The 15,375-nt window shown below is 63.4% G+C and carries 16 protein-coding genes; 8 read left to right on the forward strand and 8 right to left on the reverse strand.

All coding sequences use genetic code 11. The features are described 5' to 3' along the window. Nucleotides 1–757: 757 nt before the first annotated feature. The 6 genes from NCR37_RS25005 to NCR37_RS28450 are packed head-to-tail and all read right to left on the reverse strand — an operon-like array spanning nt 758 to nt 6,463. Entirely contained in the window at nt 758–1,594 is an 837-nt protein-coding gene (locus tag NCR37_RS25005; protein ID WP_250475493.1) for a PP2C family protein-serine/threonine phosphatase, read from the reverse strand. A gap of 22 nt (nt 1,595–1,616) precedes the next feature. Further along, nucleotides 1,617–2,966: a serine/threonine-protein kinase gene (locus NCR37_RS25010; protein ID WP_250475494.1), complete on the reverse strand. Its 1,350-nt coding sequence runs from the start codon at nt 2,964–2,966 to the stop codon at nt 1,617–1,619. 6 nt (nt 2,967–2,972) lie between these two features. Then, nucleotides 2,973–3,851: a Tll0287-like and HAMP domain-containing protein gene (locus tag NCR37_RS25015; protein ID WP_250475495.1), complete on the reverse strand. Its 879-nt coding sequence runs from the start codon at nt 3,849–3,851 to the stop codon at nt 2,973–2,975. Further along, on the reverse strand, nt 3,848–4,744 hold the full coding sequence (locus NCR37_RS25020; protein WP_250475496.1) for a FecR domain-containing protein: 897 nt from the start codon (nt 4,742–4,744) through the stop codon (nt 3,848–3,850). Before NCR37_RS25020 ends, NCR37_RS25015 begins: the two co-directional genes overlap by 4 nt. A 12-nt stretch (nt 4,745–4,756) precedes the next feature. Continuing rightward, complete coding sequence (locus NCR37_RS25025) at nt 4,757–6,292, reverse strand: hypothetical protein (RefSeq protein WP_250475497.1); 1,536 nt, start codon at nt 6,290–6,292, stop codon at nt 4,757–4,759. Nucleotides 6,293–6,328: 36 nt separating this feature from the next. Next, nucleotides 6,329–6,463, reverse strand: coding sequence for a hypothetical protein (locus NCR37_RS28450; RefSeq protein WP_256465423.1), 135 nt, complete (start codon nt 6,461–6,463; stop codon nt 6,329–6,331). 353 nt (nt 6,464–6,816) lie between these two features. Here NCR37_RS28450 and NCR37_RS25030 point away from each other — a divergent pair, with 353 nt between their 5' ends. The 8 genes from NCR37_RS25030 (at nt 6,817) to NCR37_RS25065 (ending at nt 13,309) form a co-directional block, all read left to right on the forward strand. Further along, nucleotides 6,817–7,767, forward strand: coding sequence for a ketopantoate reductase family protein (locus tag NCR37_RS25030; protein ID WP_250475498.1), 951 nt, complete (start codon nt 6,817–6,819; stop codon nt 7,765–7,767). Next, nucleotides 7,764–8,156 carry a VOC family protein gene (locus tag NCR37_RS25035; protein WP_250475499.1) on the forward strand — a complete coding sequence of 131 codons (393 nt, stop codon included), beginning with the start codon at nt 7,764–7,766 and terminating at the stop codon, nt 8,154–8,156. Before NCR37_RS25030 ends, NCR37_RS25035 begins: the two co-directional genes overlap by 4 nt. 2 nt (nt 8,157–8,158) lie before the next feature. After that, on the forward strand, nt 8,159–8,620 hold the full coding sequence (locus NCR37_RS25040; protein ID WP_206470018.1) for a MaoC family dehydratase: 462 nt from the start codon (nt 8,159–8,161) through the stop codon (nt 8,618–8,620). Next, the gene (locus tag NCR37_RS25045; RefSeq protein WP_250475500.1) at nt 8,620–9,843 is read left to right on the forward strand and encodes a CaiB/BaiF CoA transferase family protein; all 1,224 of its coding nucleotides are present in this window, start codon (nt 8,620–8,622) and stop codon (nt 9,841–9,843) included. The genes NCR37_RS25040 and NCR37_RS25045 overlap by 1 nt, the downstream gene beginning before the upstream one ends. Then, complete coding sequence (gene aroE / locus NCR37_RS25050; RefSeq protein WP_250475501.1) at nt 9,840–10,673, forward strand: shikimate dehydrogenase; 834 nt, start codon at nt 9,840–9,842, stop codon at nt 10,671–10,673. The genes NCR37_RS25045 and aroE overlap by 4 nt, the downstream gene beginning before the upstream one ends. A gap of 110 nt (nt 10,674–10,783) precedes the next feature. Then, nucleotides 10,784–11,863, forward strand: coding sequence for a Gfo/Idh/MocA family protein (locus NCR37_RS25055; RefSeq protein WP_250475502.1), 1,080 nt, complete (start codon nt 10,784–10,786; stop codon nt 11,861–11,863). A gap of 9 nt (nt 11,864–11,872) precedes the next feature. Next, a complete protein-coding gene (aroQ, locus tag NCR37_RS25060; RefSeq protein WP_250475503.1) occupies nt 11,873–12,310 on the forward strand; it encodes a type II 3-dehydroquinate dehydratase in 438 nt (145 codons plus the stop codon). A 51-nt stretch (nt 12,311–12,361) separates the two neighbouring features. After that, entirely contained in the window at nt 12,362–13,309 is a 948-nt protein-coding gene (locus NCR37_RS25065; RefSeq protein ID WP_284507029.1) for a LysR family transcriptional regulator, read from the forward strand. Nucleotides 13,310–13,436: 127 nt separating this feature from the next. On the opposite strand, the gene scpC is transcribed toward NCR37_RS25065, so the two are convergent. Together scpC and NCR37_RS25075 are read right to left on the reverse strand one after the other, a co-directional pair. Then, entirely contained in the window at nt 13,437–14,975 is a 1,539-nt protein-coding gene (gene scpC, locus NCR37_RS25070; RefSeq protein WP_250475505.1) for a succinyl-CoA:acetate CoA-transferase ScpC, read from the reverse strand. Nucleotides 14,976–15,141: 166 nt separating this feature from the next. Then, nucleotides 15,142–15,336, reverse strand: coding sequence for a hypothetical protein (locus NCR37_RS25075; protein WP_250475506.1), 195 nt, complete (start codon nt 15,334–15,336; stop codon nt 15,142–15,144). Between the last annotated feature and the right edge of the window lie 39 nt (nt 15,337–15,375).

Raw genomic sequence — 15,375 nt, forward strand, 5'->3', positions numbered from 1 at the left:
GACTCCGCCTTCGCCGCTGCGCTGTCCGACGGCCGCGCTTCGTAGTCGCCACTCGTGCAGACGATCGCACGGTAGCATTCTGCGTGGGCATGCCGCCGACTACTTCGACTGGCACTCTCCACGCTGGTACGGAACGCGCGTCTCTAGGGTCTCGACGCGGAGTAGATCGTGGTTTCGGATGCGTGCGCCGCCGCCGCGCGGGCGAGTGTAAAGGGCGTGTGCGTGCGGTACGCGGGTCGCCGACTCCGCTTTTGTCGCCGCGCTATTCGACGACCGCGCTTTCTGATCGCCATCCGCGCAGGCCGTGACATGGTCGCGTGGTCCGTGCGGCATGCGGCCGGCCGGTTCGACTGGCACTTTCCACGCTGTTGCCGGACACGCGTCTCTCGGGTCTCGACGCGGCGTTGATCGTGCTTTCGGATGCGTCCGACACCGCTGCGCTTGGCGGGTGCAAAGGGCGTGTGCGTGCGGTACGCGGTCTGCCCGACGCCGCTTTCGTCGCCGCGCTATTCGACGGCCGCGCTTTCTGATCGCCAATCGCGCAGTCGATCGCACGGTAGCGTGCGGCATGCGGCCGGCCAGTTCGACTGGCACTCTCCACGCTGATGCCGAAAGCGCGTCTCGCCCCATGCGATGTGTCATGGTTTGCGCTTGCTGATGCGCCGCCGCAAGGGCGGGCGGCTGATGGCACGAAGGCGGCGAGGCCCGTTTGGCCCGCCGCCGCTTTCGTCACTGCCTCCCTAGACGGCCGCGCTTCCTAGCCGCCATCCACGCAAGCGATCACCGCGGTCACGTTGTCCTTGCCGCCCGCCTCGCATGCGAGCTCGATGAGACGCCGGCATGCCGCATCCGCGTGTTCGGGCTGCGTCTGCGCGAGCACGCGCTCGATCTCGCAATGCGAGACTTCGCCGTGCAAACCGTCGCTGCATAGCAAGAAGCGGTCGCCGGGGCGCGCGGCGTGCGCGCTGATTTCCGGCGTGATCGACGGCTCCGGGCCGAGCGCCTGCAACAGCAGGTTGCGCGGCGGCAGACACTCGAAGTCGCCGGTTTCGAGCGCGCGCTGCAAAAGCGTCTGATCGCGCGTCAGTTGCGCGAGCGCGCCGTCGCGGCAGCGATACAGCCGGCTGTCGCCCACATGAAACGCAAAGAGAACGGAAGCGGCGCGCGGCAGCCAGATTCCGGTGACGGTCGTGCCCATCGACCGATGCGTGCCGATACCCTCGCGCAGATTGATGGCGTAGAGCGTCGCGTTTGCATCGTCGAGCGCGGCCGCGAGCACGCGGGTCGCATTGAGCGATGCGTCGAGCACCGTGGCGTCGGGATCGTCGTCGCGCGATGCATCGGACGAAATCGCCGCGATGTCATCGACCGCGAGCGCCAACGATGCGGCGATGCGCTCCAGCGCAAGCGCGCTGGCCCGCGCGCCGAACGCGTGCCCGCCCATGCCGTCCGCGACGGCAATGAGACGCGCGCGCGGATCGATCACGAAGCGGTCCTGATTCTCGCGGCGCACGCGGCCCGCATCGGTGGCGCCGGACGCGCGGCAGCCCGCGAGACGAACCGGCGTAAAGGTGGGCGATGGCTTGCGGTTCATGCGGCAGTCTTCCGGTGTCGGGTCACAACAAACCGACGTCGCGTGAGAAAAGCTCACGGTCTCGCGGATTCGAGATGGCGGCCGCGAGCCTTGCATGCAGCGCGCCGATGTCTTGCACGCGCGCCGCTTCCCGTTTCGCAAGGATGACCGCGATGGGGCCGAGATAGACGGCGAGCTTGCGCGCCGCGGCCTGCACTTCTTCCGGGGGAAGCGAACTCTGCGCGTGGCCGGTACGCGAAGCGGCAATCGAAGCGTCGCTCGCGAATGCCGCGATGAACTGCGCCCGCGCTTTCTCCGATGGAATGCTCGGCGCGACCAGCGTAACGAGCGCGGCAAGGTCGGCCGCACGCTGCGCGCATCGCCGCACGAGCAGTCGCGCGACGGGGCCGATCTGCGCGGCGAGGCACGCTTCCAACTGCGCAAGCGTGCCGTCGGGCCACTGCGTGAGCGAAGGCAGAGAAGCGCACCGTGACGGTGGCGCATGTGAAGCTGTCCGCGCTTCTAGCACCGTGCGATCGTCGTCGCGGCGCGCCGCCGTGCCGGCCGCTTCGCGCAGCGCCTCGGCGAGCGCGGCTGCGGTCGCATAACGCGCCTCGCGTTCCTTGCTCAGGGCGCGCATGAGCACCGCGTCGAGGGCGGGCGGCAGGGCAGGATTGCAGGCGGACGGCAACGGCGGCGTGTCGTGCATGACCTGCTGCATGACCGCGGCCTGCGATGCGCCCGCGAACGCGCGCTGTCCGGTCAACGTCTGATACAGGACGACCGCCGCCGAGAACAGATCCGAGCGCGCGTCGATGACATCGCCCGAAAACTGCTCCGGCGACATATAGCCCGGCGTGCCGATCATGGCGCCGACCATCGTCAATGACGACGACTCGACATGCGCGATGCCGAAGTCCGTCACTTTGAGCCGGCCTTGCCCGTCGATCAGCAGATTGGCCGGCTTGATATCGCGATGGATGACGCCGCGTTCGTGCGCGAAGCCGAGCGCCGCGAGCAGTTGCGCGAACCAGTCGAGTGCGGTCGCGAAATCCGGTACGCGGCCGCCTTCGAGCACGCTCTTAAGGCTCTGGCCGCTCACGAGTTCCATCACGATGTACGCGGTGTCGGCGGTCTGGCCGAAGTCGTAGACGCCGACGATATTCGGATGCGCGAGCCGTCCCGCCGCCTGCGCTTCATTGCGAAAGCGCGCGATGAGGCTCGCCCTTTCGCCGTTCGCGAGCAGTTCGCGGCGAACCGTCTTGATCGCGACGTGACGCTCGATATCCGGATCGAACGCGCGATAGACGATACCCATCGCGCCCGCGCCGAGCGTCTCGCCGACGCGGTACTTGCCGAGCGAAGTCACGCGCGGTTCCGTGGTGGCCGTCATGGTTCGCTACGCCTCGATCATGCGGAATGCCTCGACGAGGCTCGTCTTCATGCGCGCGAACGATGCCGCGAGCGAAGCGATCTCGTCGCGGCCGCGTTCGTTGAACGTGGCGTCGTCGAGTTCGCCGAGGCTCGCCTGATCCGCGGCACGCGACAGCGCACGGATGCGGCGCGTCACGAGCAGATGCACCATCGCGTTGAGCGCGAGCAGAAGCAGCGCGAACACGCCGAGCAGCGAGGCGAGGAAGGTGCGCAGCAACGCATCGCTGCGCGCGACGGGCAGAGCCATCGGCACCGATACGAAGTCCGCGCCGATCACTTCGTGCATCGCCCAGTTGAAGCCGTTGTCGGGACCGTATTTGTCGATGAGCGTTCGCGGCGCGCGCGACGGCACGCTGTGGCATTCCATACAGGCGGCGTCGGTAATGCGGTTGGGGCGCGCGATATAGAGCGCCTTGCCCGACGGCGTATCGCGCAATCCGACGATTTCCTTCAGTTCCGGCTTGTCGTGCAGATGACGAATGACGTCCGCTTCCCAATCGGATGGGCGGTCGCGCGGGTTCGTCGGGTTCAGCATGGTCGAGCGATACGAGTAGCCGGACAAGTGCTTCTCCAGCGCCATCAGCGTTTCGACGGCGGAGAACGCCGGCACCGATTGCGGCACGAAGCCGTACTTGAGCTGCGTCTGAAGCAGCGGCGTGACCTGCGTGGCCGTGTAGTTCTGCGACGCGCCCGCCGCTTCCATGAGCACGCGCGCGTTCTGCACGGTTTCATCGATCGCGGCGCGGCGCAGCAATGCTCGCGCGGCAAGACCAGCGGATGCGAAGCCGATCATGAAGACCGCCAGGAATACGAGGTTGAATTTGACGGCAAGCGACAGTCTCATGATGGCTCCTCGGATATGGCTTCGATGGGTGCGTGGATGCGCGCGCGCGGCGGCGCTGGCGGCGGGCACAGCACGCGCCGCCAGTCGGGCAGGTCGCGCAGGTGCTGCTGTACTTGCGCGCGAAACGGTCGCGCCTGCGCGAGCGGCCTGAAGCGCGCGGCGAACGTGCGGCGCAGCGGCAGCGATGCCGTCAGCCAGTCGCCGATGTCCGCGTACGATGCCGTGCGCCCGTCCGCCAGCGCGTCGTCCTTTGCCGCCGTGCGTCGGACGATCGGGCCGAGCGGATCGCGAAACGGCGCCGGCATGGCGGCGATGAACTCGGGCGCGGGACGCGGTTGCGTCGCCAGCGGCTTGCCGGCGTCGCTTGGCGCGCGTTGCACGTAGCGTTCGCCCGAGACGGGCTGCGGCCGCTCTCCGCGCCCCGTCACCGTCAATACGATGCTGCCGCTTTCCACGAAAAGCGATACCGAGACCGCGTCCGCGTGCACGACAGCGGAGCCGTCGGAGAGCATCGCGCGCCATGCGGTCGTGTCGATCGACAACGCGCTCGATGGCAACGCGTGCGTTCGCGTGACCTTGGTCCAGCCGCTCAGCAGCGCAAGCGAGTCGGTCGACGCGGTGGCATCGACGGCGAGACGCGTATCGGCGGCAAGCGCGGCAAGGGTGCCGTCGTCGTATTGAATCTGCGCGCCTGCTTGCGGGCCTGTCGCGAGCAAATCGCCCGGCTCCAGCGCAACGGGCGCATTCACGCGATAGACGGTCGTGGCGCGAATCAGCGTGACCGGCCCTTCGGGCGTGAGCGTTGCATGGGCGGCATGCGCAGCCGACGCAGCACAAAGGCACGCCAGCAAGGCGCAGACACGCGAGCATCGCAGGGCAGAGCGAGCGTTCATCGTCCTGCCTTGTTATGCGTTGAGAAAACCGAGGACGGCCTTGCGGAGTTTCAGATCCCAGGTCTGTTCCTCCGTGTGGCTGACCGCCAGCTTGAGCAAGCCCTGGATCATCGGGTCGTCCGACTTGAACGTGAAGCCCGAGTCGTTCAGATAGTCGGCACCCCACACCTTGAGGCTGTCGATGTACCGGCAGCCCGATGCGAAGGCCGCCTCGCTAATGACCGTCTCGTCGTCCTTGAACATCGCGAGAAAGTGCATCTTGTCGCCGCAGATGCCCGAGTTCAGCGTGAGCACGGAGAGCGCCGGTATGGAGACCGCGTAGCCCTTGTACCAGCTGTTGAAGGCAACGGGCCGCGTATGCAGCGCATCGCGCTCCATGCGCGCCTGCCAGTGCTTTCGCGCCAGTTCGCAGAACCGTTTGATGCGTCGGATCTCCACCAGCTTCCAGATGGTCTTGGCGAGCGTTTCGACGATGGATACGACGACATCGACGATAGTCGATGCGCCCTGGCTCGCGAACTGCATGCCGAGGCTCGCGCCGCCTTTCACCAGGTCGTACACGCCCGCGCCGATGGAGAGCTTCATCGCACGCCGGATGGCTTCGATGATCGTGCCCGGATGCCCGGCAAGCACGTCGACATCGCGACCGGCCACCCATTCGCGATACTTGGTAATGCTGCTGTCGACCGTATTGGCGATGCCCTTCGCAATGTCGAGGCCCGCGCCGATGAAGGGCGCGACGCTCGCGAAGAGCTTCGCGCACAGCGTGTCCACGAGCTTGCGCAACAGTCCCGGCATGGTGTCGAGCGCGAACGCGCCGGGATCGTTGCGAATGTCCGTCACTTTGTTGCGTATCGTCTCCCACAGCTTTTTCGCGGCTTCTTCCACCTTCGCGCGGATCGAGTCGTAGAGCCGCCGGGCGGCGCTGCCAAGCGCGGGCAGGCTCACGGTGCTGTTATTCAACTCCTTCGCATCGACGCGTTTCTGGCCCTTGTGCTTCTTGATCTTCTTCTGCACCTGTTCGAGCGCGACGGACGCGGACTTTTGCACGAGACTGTTCTCGAGCACTTCGGCGGCGCGCGATGCCGCGGCATTCGATTCGGGCGCGAGCCCGAGACCGGCGTTCGTGACTTCGAACGCGCCGTCGAGCAACACCTGAAACGTGTCGTCCTCGATCTCCATATTGCCGAACAGGTACAGTACGCCGAGCCGCGAATTAATCAGCGCGGGCGTCATGAAGTCCATCGCGCCCGCGGCTGCGTCGGTGTCGCCCTGGCCGCGTAGCTGCCGGTCGAGAAGCGTGAAGTAGTCCGAATCGTTGCGCAAGCTTTCTTTCCAGGCATCGCCGGGTCCGATGGACGCCTTCCAGTTGTCGAAGGCGTTGACGAGTTCGTGGAAGCGATACGCGGTGCGATTACGTCCGTACTGGAGTATCTGCTCGTCGAGGCGCTTGAGCGCCGCGCTGCGAACCTGCAAGCGCGACGACGTCTTGCGCATCCACTTCTCGTAAGAAACGATGTCGGGCAGCCGGGCATAGGAATAAGGCATGAATAGTCTCCCTGCGGTGGAACGAAGCAGACGCTTTCAGCACCAGGTGATCTGGTTGAGCTCGACGTAGTGCGTTTCGATCAGACGGCCGCTGCGGCTGCGCACGTCGACGCGATAGAAGCAGCCGAGGTTGAAGAAGCTCTGATCCATGACATAGATGGCGCGGTGCATGACTGTCTCCGTGTACGTGCGTTGCGTCTGTGTTCGCTACGAAAACAACGGGCACGGCTGATTTGTTCCGCGGTGGGCGGGGAGAATATTTGTGGACCGAAAAGGAATAGAGGCGCGGGGTCGAGTGTTACTTGCGCGTGCGGTCCGGGTCAGGCGAAGCCCGCCGGGCGGCGTCGCCGGCCTTGGACGTGGAACGTCATTAAAAGATCAGACGGAATGTATTCGCCCGGTGACGTTCATCGGCTTCGCGAAGCCATCCGCCACATTGCCGGGGACAATGGTGCTATTGAAGCCATTGCATTGCCAATATGAGCGCATGGTCGTATCTTCGTCTCCATGTCAAGGAGACGCCAATGAAGATCGCTTTTCTCGGGGCGGGCGCACTCGGTTGTGCCATCGGCTCCGCGCTCACCGAAGGAGGCCACGAGACCTGGCTCGTCGATCGTTTCGCGGAACACGTTGAAGCCATGTCGCGCGACGGCCTGCAAGTCGACGACGAGCGCGGCACCCGCCGCGTCAAGGTCCGCGCGACGATGGACCCGGCCGAAGTCGGCGCGGTCGACCTGGTGATCGTGCTGGTCAAGTCGTTCCACACCGATTCGGCGATGCGCGGGGCGCTCGATCTCGTCGGAGCCGAAACGGTCGTGCTATCGCTGCAAAACGGCCTCGGTCACGAAGACGTGCTGAGCGAGATCGTCGGACGGGAGCGCGTGCTTGCCGGCAAGACATACGTTGGCGGCGTGCTGCGCGCGCCCGGCCATATCCAGTCCGGCGTCACCGGAAAACTCACGATCATCGGAGAGCTCGACGGACGGATGACGAGCCGCGCCAACGCGATCGCGGACGCGTTCAATAGCGCCGGTCTGACGACCACGGTCAGCGACAACATCCTCGGCACGATGTGGGACAAACTGCTGATCAACGTCGCCACCGGCGCGATTACCGGCATCACCGGACTCACCTACGGACAGCTCTACGACGAGCCCCTTCTCAAGGCCACATCGCTTGCAGCCATCGAAGAAGCGATGGCTACGGCGAAAGCCGCGGGCGTTACGCTTTCCATTGCAACTGCCGAGGACGCCTGGAAGATGGCAGCGGAGGGCCTGTCGCCCGCATTCAAGACCTCGATGCTGCAAAGCCTGGAGAAGGCATCGGTCACGGAGATCGACTTCATCAACGGAGCAGTGGTGCGTTGGGGCGAACGTCTCGGCGTGCCCACGCCCGTCAACTCGACGCTGGTCGCCTGCATCAAAGGCATCGAGCGCGCGATGAAGGATCGCCAAAAGGAAGGAGCCGCAGCATGAGCGCGCCGAAAGCCTATCTCGAACATGTCGCGATCTGGGTGAAGGACATTCACTGGCATATCCGGTTCTTCGAGCAGGTGCTCGGCATGACCATGCGCGAAGTGGACGGCTCCGTGGATGAGCCGCGTCAGTACTGGACGCTCGGCGGCCTGCAGTTCGTCAGCGAACCTCGCTATGAAGGCCCGGAGGGCCGGCTAGCGCATCTGGGCGTGATGTGCGAAGACCTCGATGCCGCCCTGCAAGCGGCGCAAGCGTTCGGTGTCAGCGAGATGCCGCAAGGCCCCAACTGGCTACGCCTGCCGGACGGACTCGCTGTCGAACTGATTCAGGCGAAACCGGTAGCGTGCGTCGCGCAGGCGCTGTCGATCAATCCACGCGCGGAGGCGTGAGCATGAGCACCATCACCGAAAAGTACTGGGACGACGCGCGCGAAGGCGACGAATGCGTGAGCCCAACTTACACCGTCACCAAAGAGCGCATTCTGGCTTACGCCGATCTCACGGGCGACCATACCCCGGTGCACGTCGACGAGGACTACGCCAACGCGAGCCACTTCGGTTCCATCGTGGCGCACGGGCTCTTCGGCTTGTCGATAGCAGATGGCCTGAAGACGCAGAGTGACTATCGGTTCCTGCCGGGCATGTCGCTCGGGTGGACGTGGGACTTCCTGCTGCCGATCAAGGTCAACGACGTGCTGCATGTCAAGTTTCGCGTCGGCTCGATGCGCGCAAGCAAGAGCAAGCCGCAATGGGGCATCGTCGTATTGCCATCGGAACTGATCAATCAGGACGGTCACGTCGTCCAGCGCGGGGAACATCGCCTGATGATTCCGCGCCGTCCGGGAGCGAACTGATGCAAGCCCGTCCGTTAGAAGGTATCCGCGTGGTCGATTACAGCCACTTTCTCGCTGGTCCGTATGTCGGCAGATGTCTCGCCGCCCTCGGCGCGGAGGTCATCAAGGTGGAGCGCCCCGGTAGCGGCGACGCGGGACGTCAGCACGCCACGATTCTGGACGATCAGCAAAGCGCCTATTTTCTGCAGCTCAACATGGGCAAGCGCGGCGTGAGCGTCAACATGAAGGACCCGCGCGGTAAGGCGTTCATGGAGCGTCTTTGCGATTCGGCCGACGTGTTCATCGAGAACTATCGCCCGGGTGCGCTCGACAAGCTCGGTCTCGGCTACGCTGCGCTGTCAGCGCGCAATCCGGGCCTCGTCTATTGCTCGATCTCCGCATATGGCCACACCGGGCCGGACGCGCATCGTGCAGGCTTCGGTCTCATCGCAGAAGCCAAGAGCGGCATCATGCAGATGATCGGCAATCCGGGCGAGCCGCCGCCGCTCATGCGCATTTCGCTCGGCGACATGTACACAGGCATCCACGCGGTTGCAGCCATCAACGCGGCGCTGCTCGGTCGTGTCAAGAGCGGACGCGGCCAGCACATCGACATGGCGCTGTACGACACGCTCTTTTCGATGCACGAGTACGCAGTGCAGTGTTACACCATGCAGGGCGTCGTTCCCGAGCAGACTGGCCACGATATGCCGACCTCGACGTTGTACGGCGTGTTCCGTGCAGCGGATGGCGACCTCGTGATTGCCGCCCAAGTGGATGATTCGTGGAAGCGGTTCGCCGCGCTCGTCGAACGTCATGGCGGACCCGAGGGATTCGGCACGGATACGCGCTTTTACAGCCTGAACGGGCGCAATGCAAATCGCGAAGCGATCCTTGCTGTCGTCAAGCCCTGGGTCGCATCTCGGCCTGTCGCCGAAGTGCTGGCCTTGCTCGACAGCGTCGACGTCCCGTGCGCGAAGGTTCAGCGTATCGATGAAGTCGTGGCCGATCCGCAGATCGTCGCGCGGGGCATGGTGGTGGAACAGGAGCACCCGCGTCTTGGCAAACTGCGTCTGCCGAATCTGCCGTTCCGTTTTTCCGATTGCGATACGTCGATCGCCGAAGTAGGACCGGACCTCGGGCAACACAACGAGGAAGTGGCGCAATCGCTCGGCTTCAGCGCGGCAGAGATCGACGCCATGCAAACCGACGGCGTATTGTTCTCGAAACGGAGCGTGCAATGAGCGACCGGTACGCGGTGATCGGCAACCCGATCGGGCACACCAAGTCTCCGCTTATCCACGGTCTGTTCGCGCAAGAGACTGGGCAGGAGATGACGTACGCTGCTATCGAAGGTCCGCTCGAACCCGAGGACGCCTTTGTCGATACGGTCAAAGCGTTCATCGCTACGAGCGGCAAGGGCATGAACGTGACTGCACCCTTCAAGCTACAGGCGTTTGCCTTGGCGGACGAACGTAGCGAACGGGCCACGCTTGCGGGCGCAGTCAACGCGATGAAGTTCGAGGACGGACGTATCATCGCTGAGAACTTCGACGGCGTTGGATTGGTGAGAGATATCGAAGAGAATCTGCATCAGCCGATGGCGGGAAAGCGGGTACTGATTCTCGGAGCCGGCGGCGCGGTGCGCGGCGCATTGCTGCCGTTCATTGCCGCAGGGCCGGGCGAACTCGTCGTTGCCAACAGGGATGTGGAGAAAGCAGAGGAGCTGGTGAATCGAGTCATGGCGGGCGATTTCCTGCGCGCGTGCGGGTATCACGCGCTCGGATCGATGGGCCAGTTCGATCTGGTCGTCAATGCGACGTCGGCGAGTCTCACCGGACAACTGCCGCCGGTGCCGCCGAGTGTCTTCAGTCCTTCTGGAGGCGCCTATGAACTGGCCTACGGAAAGGGGCTCACACCGTTCCTGCGCCTCGCTCGTGATGCCGGCGTTCGAAGCGTTGCCGACGGCGTCGGCATGCTGGTCGAGCAAGCGGCCGAGGCCTTCGCGTGGTGGCGTGGCGTTCGCCCGCAGACGCGCGCTGTCATCGATCGTTTGACTGTTCCGCTTGAGTGACGCTTTTCAGGGGCCTGGCAGTATCCGGAAGACTATGAGAGTCGGCTTCGCATTCAATCTGATTTCGATGCGGGCGACACACGCCGGCCCCGAAAACCACGGAGAGTGACATGGAGAAGACACGCATCGCCGTTGCCGGCGCCGGTTACATCGGTCTCGAACACATTCGCGTGATTCGGGAAAGCACTTCCTGCGTGCTGTCGGCGGTCGTCGATCCCTCGGCAGCGGCGGGCGAGGTCGCCGCCACCGCGGGTGTTCCGCACTACCGGTCGCTCGACGAGCTGATCTCGAAGGACCGCCCCGATGGTGTCGTGCTTGCCACGCCGAATCAATTGCACGTCCCGCACGCGCTGCTGTGCATGCAAGCCGGCTTGCCGATGCTGCTGGAGAAGCCGATTGCTTCGACCGTCGACGAGGCCGAAGCGCTCGTTGCCGCCGCCGACCGATACGACGCGTCGGTGCTCATAGGGCATCACCGCGCGCATAGCCCGATCATGGCGCGAGCCAGAGAGATCATCGAAAAGGGGACGCTCGGTCCCCTCGTTGCCGTGATGGGCAGCGCGTTGTTCTTCAAGCCCGATCACTATTTCACGGATGCGCCGTGGCGCAAGGCGCCGGGTGGCGGCCCGATCTTGCTGAATCTGATTCACGAGATCCACAATCTTCGTATGCTTTGCGGCGACATCGTGGCGGTGCAGGCGTTCTCATCGAACGCGAGGCGCGGGTTCGAGGTCGAAGATACCGCTGCCATCATTTTGCGTTTCGCGAGCGGCGCACTGGGCACGTTTCTGCTGTCCGATACAGCGGCGAGCGCGCGAAGCTGGGAGCAGACCTCGCAGGAAAACAAAGCGTATTCGTCGTACTTGGATGAAGATTGCTATGCGATCGCCGGCACCTTCGGATCGTTGTCGATTCCCACCATGCGGCTCAAGACCTACGCGAAAGCGGAAGATCGTTCGTGGTGGAAGCCGTTCGATGCGAGCGTCGCCGCAGTGACGCGCGACGATCCGCTCAAGCATCAGATGGAGCACTTCGGACGAGTCATACGAGGCGAAGCAAGTCCGCTCGTCACCGCTCGCGACGGCTTACAGAACCTTCGAATCACCGACGCGATCGTGACGGCCGCGAAGACGGGATGTGTTGTGGATACGTCCGTCGCGGCGGCTGCACGACGCGAATGCAAACACTAGGGCAAGACCATGAAAACGTTTCTGATGCTGCATGGCGTGAATCACAACATGTTCGGCAAGCGCGATCCTGTTCAATACGGAACGGCCACGCTCGCTGATATCGATGCGCAGCTTCACGCGCTGGCCAAAGAACTGGGCGTAACGGTCGAGAGTTATCAGACCAACAGCGAAGGCGACATGTGCGAGCGAATCCACAAGGCGTTCACCGATCAGGTCGACGGCGTGCTGATCAATGCGGGTGCATGGACGCACTACAGCTACGGCATACGAGACGCGCTCGCGATACTGACCGTGCCTGTCGTCGAGATTCACATGTCGAACATCCATGCGCGCGAAGCGTTTCGCCATCACTCGGTGTTTGCCGAAATCGTCAAAGGGCAGATTTGCGGGTTCGGCATCGACAGCTATTCGCTCGGGCTGCGAGCGGTGGTGTCGGCGGCTGCGTGATCGCTGCGGGTCCGACGCGTCGCATACACGGCGATGCATCCGCAAGGCGCGATGCAATGGCTACAATGGTTTCATTGCGCTAGACAATACGCCGTGATCCCAACCGAACTCCCCGACCTCAAACTGCTTCAGCTTTTCGACCTGCTGTATGACGTGCGTAGCGTCACGCGGGCAGCGGAGCAGCTCGGCCAAAGCCAGCCGACGATCAGCATCTGGCTGGGGCGTCTGCGTGAACATCTGCAAGACCCGCTCTTCGTTCGCACGCCGGGCGGCATGACGCCGACGCCTCAAGCCGACGCGCTCATCGGTCCGTGCAGAGAGATACTCGAATCGCTTCGACGCTTTGCCGCATGGGAGATTTCTTTCGACCCCAGCACCGCCAAGCGCCGCTTTCGCATCTGCATGACGGACGCCAGTCACATCACGCTTCTGCCGCGAATCCTGGCACGCGTGCGCGACGAGGCGCCGGGTATTCGACTAGAAGCCGCCCGGATTGACAGGAACACCGAAAGGGCACTCGAGTCCGGTGAAGCCGATCTTGCGATCGGGCATGTTCCTTGGCTCGGCGGCGGTATGTATCAGCAACAGCTGTACATTCAGGATTGGGTCTGCCTGGTCAATCGAAATCATGCGCGGGTGCGCAGCAGGCTGACGCCGAAGCAGTACCGTAGCGAGGGGCATGTGGTCATCGCAGGCGGCACGGGGGCTCAGCAGCTCGAACAAGCGTTATTGCGCGAGAACATCGAACGCGACGTTGTTCTCGAGCTTCCCGGCATGCTCGGGTTGGGATCGATCATCGCATCGACGGACTTGATCGCGACATTGCCGAGGAACATTGGCGAGACGCTGGCCCGAGTCAATGGCATCGCGGTACATTCGTGCCCGCTCCCGGTCGACCAGTTCGCGGTGCGACAACACTGGCATGCGAAGTATCACCATGAGGCAGGCAACCGGTGGCTCCGTTCTATCGTGGCTGATCTCTTTCTGGACAGAAGCTAGTCGCTGGTCTATACCAGCGTGCGCGCATTCTATGATTTGCAGCGATTGATTCCGGTAAGCCTTCGTAGAAAGACTCGTTCCAGAATGAGCGGGCGGCAACGTATTCGTCAAGGCCACGCGACGGCGGTCATCGTGCTTCTTCCTGGCTGCCCCGCTGAAGCGTGCTGGCGTCTCGCAGCATAGAGCCAGTCCTTGCGAAGCGTTCATGCAGTGCGAAAGCCTTCTCCAGACAATGCGGCGTGTGGCCGCCGCGTGCTTGTGCGTCGCGATAATAGTCGCGCAAGAAATCGCGATATAGCGGGTGCGCGCACTTCTCGATCACCGTCAGCGCACGTTCACGAGGCGCAAGTCCGGTCAGGTTCGCCAGTCCGCGCTCGGTCACGATCACGTCGACATCGTGCTCGTTATGATCGCAATGCGGCACCATCGGAACGATGCTCGAAATGCAGCCGTCCTTCGCAATCGATTTGGTCGCGAACACTGCATACGACGCATTACCCGCGAAGTCGCCCGAGCCGCCGATGCCGTTCATCATGTGCGTGCCGCTGACATGCGTCGAATTCACGTTGCCGTAGATATCGGCTTCGAGCGCGGTGTTGATCGCGATGAGTCCGAGCCGTCGAATGACCTCGGGGTGATTGCTCACTTCTTGCGGGCGCAGCACGAGCCGGTCGCGATAGCGGTCGAGATCGTTCAGGACCTGTTCCTGGCGTTTGGCCGAGAGCGTCATCGACGCGCCGGACGCGAAGGCGAGCTTGCCCGCATCGAAGAGATCGAAAGCCGAGTCCTGCAGCACCTCGGAATAGAGCGTGAGTGCTTCGAAAGGCGATGCGGCGAATCCCGACAGCACGGCGTTCGCAATGGTGCCGATGCCAGCCTGCAACGGCGGCAAGGTCTTCGGCAGACGGCCGCGCGACACTTCATGCTGAAAGAACTCTATGAGATGACCGGCGATCAGCGCGGTTTCTTCATCGGCGGGCAGCACGGTCGAGGGGCTGTCAGGCTGATTCGTGATGACGATGGCCGCGATCTTTTCGATGGGAACGTCGATGCAAGTGCCACCGATACGATCGCTCGGACTAACGAGCGGCAGCGGCGCGCGTGAAGGCCGCGGCGCGGGCGACCAGATATCGTGCAAGCCTTCAAGCGTCGAAGGCTGTGCAAGATTGACCTCGACGATGACCTTTTGCGCAAGCATCGCAAAGGTCGCCGAATTGCCCACCGACGTGCTGGGCACGATGCCGCCCGACTCAGTGATCGCTACAGCTTCGATGATCGCGATATCGAGTGCGCCGAGGCGTTGGTCGCGCAATAGCTCGACGGTCTCTGACAGATGCTGATCCACGAACATGACTTCGCCGCGATTGATGGCGCGACGCAACGTGGCATCGACCTGAAACGGCAAGCGACGCTCCAGCGCGCCCGCTTCCGTGAGATGGCGGTCGATGTCGTTGCCAAGCGAGGCGCCCGTCATGAGCGTAATACGCAGCTGATCGCTCTCCTCGCGTGCGCGGCGCGCAATTTCAAGGGGTACCGCTTTCGCATCGCCGGCGCGGGTAAAGCCGCTTGCGCCTACGCGCATGCCATGGCGCACGAGCTGCGCTGCATTGGCTGCGGATGTGATCTTTCCGCGTAGCGCGGCACAACGAATGCGGTCTTCGAACATCGGTATCTCCACCAACACTGCATGAACCACGCGCTCGCATGCGCCTTTAGCGTGACCGGTCACTGCTGTCGGCGCTGGATCGGTATGTTCGAATGCCGTGCATCACCGCACGGCAATTCACGATGAGACTCTTTTTGCGCTATGTCTGTTAGAGCGCCGTCGCGCTTCAACTGCCGCCGAAAAACACCGTGCAATAGCTGGCCGGACCGACGCATGATTGCGATTGATTCGACGGCTGGTTCGGGGACTGAATCGACGACTGATTCACGTTACTTTCAGCAGCGGGCGCGGACGTTTGTGCCATCGCGAGCGATGCGCCCGATACCATGATTGCAGCGACTACGAATTTAAGCGACTTCATCGAACTCTCCTTGGGACTTACCGCCGGCGTGAATTGCCT

This window comes from Caballeronia sp. GAFFF1, from assembly GCF_023630705.1.
GTDB lineage: Bacteria > Pseudomonadota > Gammaproteobacteria > Burkholderiales > Burkholderiaceae > Caballeronia.